At 72.6% G+C, this 9,989-nt stretch carries 7 protein-coding genes; 5 read left to right on the top strand and 2 right to left on the bottom strand.

Annotated features, from left to right (window positions below; genetic code table 11):
• The first annotated feature begins 31 nt into the window (after positions 1-31).
• The 3 genes from Vse01_RS16135 to Vse01_RS16145 are packed head-to-tail and all read left to right on the top strand — an operon-like array spanning position 32 to position 2,687.
• Entirely contained in the window at positions 32-568 is a 537-nt protein-coding gene (locus Vse01_RS16135) for a PadR family transcriptional regulator (RefSeq protein WP_093403933.1), read from the top strand.
• The gene (locus Vse01_RS16140; RefSeq protein ID WP_093403935.1) at positions 565-1,266 is read left to right on the top strand and encodes an ABC transporter ATP-binding protein; all 702 of its coding nucleotides are present in this window, start codon (positions 565-567) and stop codon (positions 1,264-1,266) included. Before Vse01_RS16135 ends, Vse01_RS16140 begins: the two co-directional genes overlap by 4 nt.
• Positions 1,263-2,687, top strand: a complete 1,425-nt coding sequence (locus Vse01_RS16145; protein WP_093403937.1) for an FtsX-like permease family protein — start codon at positions 1,263-1,265, stop codon at positions 2,685-2,687. Before Vse01_RS16140 ends, Vse01_RS16145 begins: the two co-directional genes overlap by 4 nt.
• A gap of 101 nt (positions 2,688-2,788) precedes the next feature.
• Here Vse01_RS16145 and Vse01_RS16150 read toward each other — a convergent pair whose 3' ends face one another.
• Positions 2,789-4,885, bottom strand: a complete 2,097-nt coding sequence (locus Vse01_RS16150) for a S9 family peptidase (protein WP_093403938.1) — start codon at positions 4,883-4,885, stop codon at positions 2,789-2,791.
• Positions 4,886-4,967: 82 nt separating this feature from the next.
• Here Vse01_RS16150 and Vse01_RS16155 point away from each other — a divergent pair, with 82 nt between their 5' ends.
• Positions 4,968-6,314, top strand: a complete 1,347-nt coding sequence (locus tag Vse01_RS16155) for an FAD-binding oxidoreductase (protein WP_093403940.1) — start codon at positions 4,968-4,970, stop codon at positions 6,312-6,314.
• 169 nt (positions 6,315-6,483) lie between these two features.
• On the opposite strand, the gene Vse01_RS16160 is transcribed toward Vse01_RS16155, so the two are convergent.
• On the bottom strand, positions 6,484-8,556 hold the full coding sequence (locus tag Vse01_RS16160) for a SpoIIE family protein phosphatase (protein ID WP_093403941.1): 2,073 nt from the start codon (positions 8,554-8,556) through the stop codon (positions 6,484-6,486).
• 154 nt (positions 8,557-8,710) lie between these two features.
• Here Vse01_RS16160 and Vse01_RS16165 point away from each other — a divergent pair.
• On the top strand, positions 8,711-9,989 hold a 1,279-nt coding region (locus Vse01_RS16165; RefSeq protein ID WP_204019250.1), incomplete at its 3' end, for a HAMP domain-containing protein.

A 9,989-nucleotide genomic window follows, 5' to 3' on the forward strand; every position in this document is an offset into this window, starting at 1 on the left:
GGCCACTATTCACTGAGTGAATAGTGGCCGGGTGTCCACACCGCACCTGCTGCTGGGGCTGCTCGCCACCGGCACCATGCACGGGTACGAGCTGAAGCGGGCCCACGACACCCGGCTGCCGCAGGCCCGCCCGTTGGCGTTCGGGCAGGTCTACGCCACGCTGGGGCGGCTGCTGCGGGACGGTTTGGTGGCCTCGACCGGGCCGGAGCGCCTCGCCGGGCCGGATCGGACGGCGTACACGCTGACCGAGCAGGGGCGGGCCACGCTGGACCAGTGGCTGAGCAGCGTCGAGCCACCGATGCCGTACGTGAACAGTCCGCTGTTCGCAAAGGTCGTGGTGGCGTTGCTGGTGGCCGACGTGGACCGGGCGCGGGCATACCTCGTCGCGCAGCGGCGCGCGCACACCGAGCGGTTGCGTGAGCTGACCGCACTGAAGACGGCCCCGTCGGTCACCGTCGACGACATCGTGGCGGCCGACTACGCCATCGCTCATCTCGACGCCGACCTGCGGTGGTTGCACACCACCCTGGACCGGGTCGCCGACTGGCACCGGGAGGTGCACCCGTGACGCAACTTCAGGCTCGCGGTCTGGTGAAGTCGTACGGACCGACACCCGCGCTGCGGGGCATCACCCTCGACATCGACGAGGGGGAGATAGTCGCGGTGACCGGGCCGAGCGGCTGCGGCAAGTCCACCCTGCTGCACTGCCTCGCCGGCATCCTGCGGCCCGACGCGGGCGAGGTGAGTTGGCGTGGGCACCGGCTGGACACCTGGTCCGAGGCGGCCCGCTCCCGGCTGCGGCGTACCGATTTCGGGGTCTTGTTCCAGTTCGGTCAGCTCGTCCCCGAGCTGACCGCGGCGGAGAACGTCGCCCTTCCGTTGTTGCTCGCCGGCACGGGGCGGCGAGCGGCACGGACGGCGGCGCTTACCTGGTTGGAGCGGCTGAGTGTGGCGGAGTGCGCCGACGTGCGTCCCGGCGAGATGTCCGGCGGTCAGCAACAGCGCTGCGCCACCGCCCGGGCACTTGTCACCGAACCACGGGTGCTCTTCGCCGACGAGCCGACAGGTGCGCTGGACACCCTCGCCGGGGAGCAGGTGCTGACGCAACTGGTCCGGCTGGCCCGGGAGCACCGCACGAGCGTCGTCCTGGTCACCCACGAGCCACGGATCGCCGCGTACGCCGATCGTGAGGTCGTCCTGCGCGACGGCGTGATCGACCACACCGGTCTGGGCCTCGACGCGCCGCTCGCCGGCGGCTCCCGGTGAGCCTCGCGACCCTGACCAGGCTGGCCCTCGCCGGCAACCGCACCGACGCCGCCCGGGTGGCGCTGACCGCGCTGAGCGCCCTGCTGGCCACGCTCGCCGGGCTCGCGGCCCTGACGGTGCTGGCCATCGAGAAACCGCCTGGTGACGCGTGGCAGCAGTCCGAGCAGTACGTGAACGCGTTGCTGCGCGAGCCGGGGCTGCGCGGCGGGACGGCGTTCGCGCTTGTGATGCTGACCATCCCGGTGCTGGCCCTGGCCGGCCAGAGCGCCCGGCTGGGCGCGCCGTCGCGGGACCGACGGCTCGCCGCGTTGCGGCTGGCCGGCGCGACCCCCGGCCAGGTGACCCGGGTCGCCATGCTGGAGACCGGGCTCGCCAGCCTCGCCGGAACCGTTCTCGGGCTGGCCTGCTACCTCGGCGGGCGGGAGGTGCTGCACCGGCCGGACGACAACGGCCAGTTGGCCCTGCCCACCGACGTGCTGCCGCCGGTGCCGGCGATGGCGGCGGTGGTGCTCGGGCTCCCGGTGCTCGCCGCGGCGGCCACCGCCGTCCTGCTCCGTGCGGTCGCCACCACACCGCTGGGGGTGGTCCGCCGGGCCGGACGCACCGGGTCCCCCCAGCCGTGGCCGGCGCTGCTGATCGGGCTCGGAGTGCTGGCGGCGGCGGTTGTCGAACCGATCCAGTGGGCCCTACGGGGGGCCGCCCTCGAATGGCTGGCCCTGGTCGCCATGGTCGGCATCTTCGGCGCGGTGATGGGGGTGATCTTCGGGGCCGGCTGGATCGCGCACCTGGCCGGGCGGACGCTGCACCGTCTCGCCAGGCGTCCGGCCGCGCTGCTGGCAGCCCGCCGGTTGACCGACGACCCTTGGGCCAGCAGCCGCACCTTCGCCGCCCTGCTGGCCGCCCTGATCATCGCTGGCGGCGCGGCGGCCTTCCGAGCCTCGTTCCAGCTCAGGGCGGAGCTGGAACAGGAGCAGAACCGGCTGGCCGGTTTCGGCGACGACGCCTTCCACGACTCCTTCTACCTGAACACCATGGATCTGGTCGACCTCGCCGTGGCCGCAGCGGTGGCCATCGCCGCCGCCGGCCTGCTCGTCACACTTGTGGAGGGGATCGTCTCCCGCCGCCGGACGTACGCCGCCCTGGTGGCGACCGGCGTGCCCCGGGCCACCATCGGCACCTCGATCGCCTGGCAGGTGCTGGCCCCGGTGGTGCCCGCCGTGCTGATCGCGCTCGGCGTCGGGTACGCCATCGGCCGACTGCTCACCGGCGACCTCAGCCCGGGCGCGCGCCGGCCGGACGTACCGCTTGAGCAGCTGGCGGTGCAGGGTGCCGGCGCGATCGTCGCGGTGCTGGTCGTGGTCGGGCTGGGGGTGCTCTTCCTGCGGTCCACCACAGCGGTGGAGGAGCTACGCGCCACCTGAGCCGCCGTCGGCGCTCGCGGGATGCGGGATGTCGGGCTTTCCTGCCTCCAGGAAGCCGCGAGATGCCGCATCCCGCGAGCTGACCCGGCTGGCCAGCCGGGTCAGGCGCGGCCGAAGCGGTCCAGGGTCCAGGCGTTTATGAACGCCTCCTCCCGCCAGGCGTCGTAACGCCCGCTCGGCCCGCCGTGACCCGCCTCCATCTCGGTCTTGAGCAGGTAGTCACCCTGCGGCGCGACCGCCCGCAGCCGCGCGATCCACTTCGCCGGCTCGTGGTAGAGCACCCGCGTGTCGTTGAGGCTGGTCATCGCCAGGATCGCCGGGTAGTCCAGGGCGGCGACGTTCTCGTACGGGGTGTACGACTTCATGTACGCGTACACCTCGGGGTCCGCCAGCGGGTTGCCCCACTCCTCCCACTCGGTGACGGTGAGCGGCAGCGACGGGTCCAGGATCGTGTTGAGCGCGTCCACGAACGGCACCTGCGCGACGATGCCGGCGAAGGCGTCCGGGGCCAGGTTGGCCACCGCGCCCATCAGCAACCCGCCGGCCGAACCACCCCGGGCGACCAGCCGGTCCGGTGCCGTCCAGCCCGCCTTCGCCAGGTGTCGGGCACAGGCCACGAAGTCGGTGAAGGTGTTCTTCTTGGCGAGCATCTTGCCGTGGTCGTACCACCGGCGACCCAACTCGCCACCGCCCCGGATGTGCGCCACCGCGAAGATCACCCCACGGTCCAACAGGGACAGTCGGCCGACCGAGAACCACGGGTCCATGCTCGCCTCGTACGAGCCGTAGCCGTAGATGACGCAGGGCGCCGAGCCGTCCCGGGGGGTGCCCCGCCGGTACACCAGGGAGATCGGCACCTTGGTGCCGTCGTCGGCCAGCGCCCAGTCGCGCTGCTGCTCGTAGTCCTCCGGCCGGTACACCTGACCGTCCGGCCCGGGCAGCACCGGCCGTTGGCGCAGCAGCGTCATCTCCCGGGTGACGAGGTCGTAGTCGTACACCGAGTCGGGCGTGACAAGCGAGGTGTAGCGCAGCCGCAGCCGGCCGGTGCGGTACTCGGGGTTGGCGTCCAGGCCGACGGTGTGCAGTGGCTCCGGGAACTCGATGTCGTGGGCGTCACCGCCGCCGACGGGCAGGACCCGCAGCCCGGTCAGGCCGTTGCTGCGTACCGTGACGACCAGGTGGTCGGCGAAGGCGTCGACCGACTCCAGCCGGGTGCCCGGCGAGTGCTCGATCAACGGCACCCAGTCGCCCGGGGCGTCGGCCGAGGTGTACGCGAGGGCGAAATCCTCGGCATCGTCGTTGTGCAGGATCAGGAACCGGTGGCCGTGGTGCTCCACCGAGTACTCGACCCCCTGCCGGCGGGGTGCGATCACCGCCGGCTCGCCCGTCGGGTTGCCGGCCGGGATCACCCGTACCTCGCTGGTGAGCTTGCTGGCGATGTCGATGAGGACGAACCGCTCCGAGCGGGTCAGCTCGACACCGACCCAGAACCGCTCGTCGTCCTCGGTGTGCACCACCACGTCCTCGGTGGTGGCGGTGCCGATGACGTGTCGCCAGACCCGGTTGGGTCGCCACGCCTCGTCAACGGTCACGTAGAACAGCACCGAGGCGTCGCCGGACCACGCGGTGCCGTAGAAGGTGCCGGGAATCTCGTCGGGGAGCAGCTCACCGGTGCTGAGGTCCTTCACCCGCAGGGTGAACCGCTCGTCACCGGAGAAGTCGGTGGAGTAGGCCAGGTAGCGCCCATCGGGGCTGACGTCGAAGGCGCCGAGCGAGAAGAAGTCGTGCCCCTTGGCCAACTCGTTGCCGTCCAGCAGGATCTGCTCCCCGTCGAGCGGGGCGCCATCGGTGCTGATCGGCGGGGTGGTCTCGTCGGGGCGGACCGCCCGACGGCAGTGCACGCCGTACTGCTGGCCCTCGACGGTGCGGGTGTAGTACCAGTGCTGGCCCTTGCGGGTCGGCACGGACAGGTCGGTCTCCTGGGTACGCCGCCGGATCTCCTCGAACAATGTCGTACGCAGCCCGGACAGGTGCGCCGTCCGGGCCTCGGTCCAGGCGTTCTCGGCGTTCAGATAGTTGATCGTTTCCGGATCGTCCTTGGTGGCGAGCCAGGCGTACTCGTCGACGACGGTGTCGCCGTGGTGGACACGTTCGGTCGGCACCCGCCTGGCCGCGGGAACGGGGGTCTCGGTGGTCACGGCGCCACGTTACCGGCCGTAGCGACATGTGGCGCGGTGCAATTCCACCTCCAATCGTTCGAACACATGTACGATCGCCGGCATGGTGCCACCCCCTTCCGCCGGTACGTCCGGTGTCCGCGACATCACCCGCCGACTGAGCGAGATCTGCGGTCCGCGCTTCGCGCGCCGCGCCGGTCCCGCCGACGAGGTGGCCGGGAGCACGGCCCGCTGGGTGGCGGTGCCCGGTGGTCCGCACGCGGCTGCGCAGGTGTTGCGACTGGCCGCCCGGCACGACCTGAGCGTGGTGCCCCGAGGGGCCGGCACCAAGATCGACTGGGGTGCGCCGCCCGAACGGGTCGACATCATGCTCGACACCGGGAGACTGGCCGGCATCGGCCACCAGTCGCCGGACCGGGGCACTGCCGAGATCGGCGCCGGTACGCCGCTGCGTGCGGTACAGGCCGCCCTGGAGCGCACCGGCCGGCGGCTCGCGTTGGACGCTCCCTCACCCGGTGCCACGCTCGGCGGAGTGCTGGCGGCGGACGAGGCCGGTCCGTTGCGTCACCGACACGGCACCGCCTGCGATCAGCTCGTCGGCCTGCGTTACCTGGCTGCCGACGGTGAGCTGGCCGAGGCGGGCGGCGGGGCGGCCGGGCTGGCCGAGGCGCGACTGCTGTGCGGTTCGGAGGGAGCACTCGGCGTGCTGGTCAGCGCGACGCTGCGGGTGCAGGCGGTGCCGGCCGCCCGGGTCTGGGTGACCCGGCCGGTGTGGACCCCGCTGGAGGTGCACGACCTGATCCGGGCGGTGCTCGCGGCCCGGCTCGACCCGGCCGCGATCGAGCTCGATCTGCCGGTCGGCACCGGCTGTCGCCCACGACGGGACCGCCGTGCCGAGTCGATGGCACTGCACCCGTCGATGACCGGGCGCGCGTCGACCGGCCCGGCGGGCACCGGTTCGCTTGTGGTGCTCCTGGAGGGCGGCCCCGCGGAGGTGGCGGAGCGCACCGACCGGTTGATCGGTCTCTTCGGCTCCAGCACCGTGGTCGCCCGGACGGCGCCACCGTGGTGGCGCAGCTACCCCTTCGCCCCCGGCGACACGGCCTTGCGGCTGGAGGTGCCGATGACCGATCTGCACGCCGCCGTCTACGCCCTGCGCGACGCGGCCGGTGGGCCGGTGCCGGTACGCGGCTCGGCCGGGCTCGGCGTGGTGCACGCCGCCCTGCCCGGGGCGATGGCACCGAGCCGGGTCGCGTCGATCCTGGCCGCGGTGCGTGGCGTGCTGCTCGCCCGACAGGGCCGGTGCGTGGTGCTCGCCGCCCCGCCGGCCGTCCGCCGTACCGTCGACCTGTGGGGCGAGCGGGCCGATCTGGCCCACCTACGCGCCGTCAAGCAGCACCTGGACCCGACCCACCGCCTCGCCCCCGGCCGCCTCCCCGGCGGCCTCTGACCCACCCCTGCCCAGCCCCACGCCGCCCCGCACCCGCGCCGCCCCGCACCCCAGCCCCGCGCCGATCTTGCACTTTTGGTCGCCGAAATACCCCTCTTGCCCTGGTATGCGGCGACAATAAGTGCAAGATCGCGGCGCGGGGCGAGCGGCGCGGGGCGCGGGGGAGGGGTTAGGCGGCGTCGTTGCGGAGGACGAGGATGGCGATGTCGTCGCGGGGCTCCTCGACCGAGAAGTTGATCGCGGTGGAGCGTAACCGGGCCGCCACCACGTCCGCCGAGTAACCGGCCAGCGGCGCGGCGGCGTCGCGCAGCCGCCCGGTGCCGAACAGTTCCCGGCCCCGGCGACGCTCGGTCACCCCGTCGGTGTAGAAGACCAGGCAGTCACCCGGGGCGAGGGCGAGTTGCGCGGTGGGGGAGGCGATCGTGTCGAGCAGCCCGAGTGCGGTACCACCGGTGCCGACGAAGGCGGCCGGGCCGCCGCTGGATCGCAGCAGCACCGGCCGGTCGTGCCCAGCCAGGTGCAGCCCGACGTCGAGCCGGTCGCCCTCACCCGGCCCGACCGCCGCCAACGCCAGCGTGCAGTAGCGGCCGGCACCCCGATCCACAAGCGTCTCGTTGAGCCGGGCCAGCACCTCGGGCAGCGGCTTGCCGTCGCCGGCCAGCACCCGGATGACGTCCCGCACCAGCCCGGTGACCGCCGCCGCCTGCACTCCCTTGCCGGAGACGTCGCCGATCACCACCAGCCAGCGCCCGTCCGGCAGCGGCACCACGTCGTAGAAGTCGCCGCCGACGTCGACGTCCCCGCCGGTCGGCACGTACTCGGCGGCGAAGCCGATGCCCTCCACCACCGGCAGGACCGGCGGCAGCAACGACTGTTGCAGGGTCTGGGCCACCCGGCGGCGCTCGGCATGGATGCGGGCGTTCTCGATGGCGAGGGCGGCCCGTCGGGCCACGTCCTCCAGCACCGCGATCTCGTCCGGATCCTGCCGGTGCCGCTGGTGCCGTCCGACGGCCAGGGTGCCGAGGCGCTGCCCTCGGGCGATCAACGGTACGGCGAAGCCCTCCATCGGCGCGCCGAGCGGGGTCCGGGTGCCGTTGCGGCTGGCCTCCCGTAGCCGAGCCAAAATGGAATCAGGGCCGGCCTCGCGGAGCGTGGCGTGCAGCTGCGGCAGCACCGACTCGTCGGCGTGGCTGGCCGCCGCGAGCCGGAGCCGGCCCCACTCGTCGGTGGTGTGCACCGCGCACCACTGGCCGAGCCGGGGCACCACCAGCTGCGGGATGAGTGCCATGGTCAGTTCCACGTCCAGCGACTGGGCGAGCAGCTCGCTGGCCTCGGCGAGGAAGGTCAGCCAGGCCTGCCGGCGTACGTCCGCGCGGCGCAGCCGGTCGTTCTCCAGGTGCAGCGAGAGCCGCTCGGCGGTCAGCACCGCCAGCGGCTGGGCGTACGCGGTGGGCGCGGCGTCCAGTTCCAGCTCACCGGCGTACGGGCGGTGCACGGCCAGCGGCACCCGGAGCAGGTCGTTACCGGCCCGGGGCTGGCGGCCGTACCGGGCGAGGACCTGGGCGCCCTGGCCGTCGCCGCGGTCCAGCCGGACCACCCCGCCGGCGGCGCCGACCATCTCCGCCACCCGGGTCAGCAGGCCGGCGGCGAAGTCCGGCAGCGGATCCTCGGCGTACGGGTCGGGGGTGGTCTGCATCAGCGCGTTCATCGCACCGGGGCTGGGCACGGCGGTCTGTCCGGCGCTGTCCGGTTGGGCGGCGCTCGCCGGTGGCGCGGGTGTGGCCGGTCCCTTGCCCTTCCGATCGGACCGGTCCAGCCGGAACCACACGCCCTTGCCGGTGCGCAGGTAGGTGGTGCCCCAGCGGCTGGCGAAGTGGTCGACCAGCAGCAGCCCACGCCCCCGTTCGGCGACCTCGGCGATGTCGGTCGCCTGGTTGCGTACGCCGACGGTCAGCTCGTCGACCGGGCCGGCGGCGAAGTCGGAGACCGTGACGGTCAGCCCCGCCTGGTCGGCGGTGACCTCGATGTCCAGTTCGGTGCGGGCGTGCTCGACCGCGTTCGTGGACAGCTCGGTGGTCAACAGAAGTGCCTCGTTGAGCAGTTCGTCCAGGTCCGCCTCCGCGAGCACGGACCGGACGACCGCGCGCGCGGCGGCCGGTGTACGGCGGTCGGCGGGAAGCCGGACGCGCCGCGCGTGCTCGTCTGGGCCCGTCTTCGCCGCGGGCCCCGCCTCCGCTGACACCCTCGTATCCTCCACCGACACCTCTGAAGTGCCAAGCCGATCACCACCGGGGCTTTGCCGTCGGACCGTGCCGTGCCGTGGCGTTTTCGAGGTCACGGGGACAATGATGGGGTGGCCGGTGGGAGCCGGTGTACCCCGAGGTGAGCGAGGAATGATGACCACGGCGAAACAGTCGGTGACCGCGGAGACCTCCGCCGCCGACCACGAGGCGGTCCTCACCGAGCTGGCGGAGGCGCTACGGCGGGTCCGTGGCGGTGATCTCAAGGTGCGGTTGCCCCGGCGTTCGGGCGCGGCCGGTGAGGTGGCGGACGCCTTCAACGACGTGGTGTCGCTCCAGGAGCGGCAGCACCTGGATCTGCGCCGGATCAGTCGGGTCGTGGGCCGCGACGGCCGGCTGACCGAGCGGCTGGACGAGGAAGGGCTGGACGGCTCCTGGGCGGAGGGGCAGCGGGCGGTCAACTCGCTGATCGACGACCTGGGTCGACCCACCACCGAGATCGCCCGGGTCATCGTGGCGGTCGCCGACGGTGACCTCACCCAGCACATGGCGCTGGAGATCGACGGCCGCCCGCTGCGGGGTGAGTACCTGCGGATCGGTCGGACGGTCAACACCATGGTCGACCAGCTCTCGTCCTTCTCCAACGAGGTGACCCGGGTGGCCCGGGAGGTGGGCACCGAGGGCAAGCTGGGCGGCCAGGCCGACGTCCGCGGCGTCGCCGGCACCTGGAAGGACCTCACCGACTCGGTGAACACCATGGCGTCGAACCTGACCGGCCAGGTCCGGTCGATCTCCCAGGTGGCGACCGCGGTGGCCAAGGGTGACCTCTCGCAGAAGATCACCGTCAGCGCGCGCGGCGAGGTCGCCGAGCTGGCCGACACGATGAATTCGCTCACCGACACGCTGCGCCTCTTCGCCGAGCAGGTGACGCGGGTGGCCCGGGAGGTGGGTACCGAGGGCAAGCTGGGCGGTCAGGCGGAGGTGCCGGGCGTAGCGGGCACCTGGAAGGACCTGACCGACAGCGTCAACTCGATGGCGTCGAACCTGACCGCCCAGGTGCGGAACATCGCTCAGGTCTCCACGGCTGTGGCCCGGGGTGACCTGTCGCAGAAGATCACCGTGGCCGCGCAGGGCGAGATCCTGGAACTCAAGGACACCGTCAACACGATGGTGGACCAGTTGTCGTCGTTCGCCGACGAGGTGACGCGGGTGGCCCGTGAGGTGGGTACCGAGGGCAAGCTGGGCGGTCAGGCCCAGGTGCGCGGCGTCTCCGGCACCTGGCGTGACCTCACTGAGAACGTCAACCAGCTCGCCGGGAACCTGACCAGCCAGGTCCGCAACATCTCCCAGGTCTCCACGGCCGTCGCCAAGGGTGACCTGAGCCAGAAGATCACGGTCGACGCCCGGGGCGAGATCCTGGAGCTGAAGAACACCG

The sequence above is a fragment of the Micromonospora sediminimaris genome (genome assembly GCF_016863575.1).
Taxonomy (GTDB): Bacteria; Actinomycetota; Actinomycetes; order Mycobacteriales; family Micromonosporaceae; genus Micromonospora; species Micromonospora sediminimaris.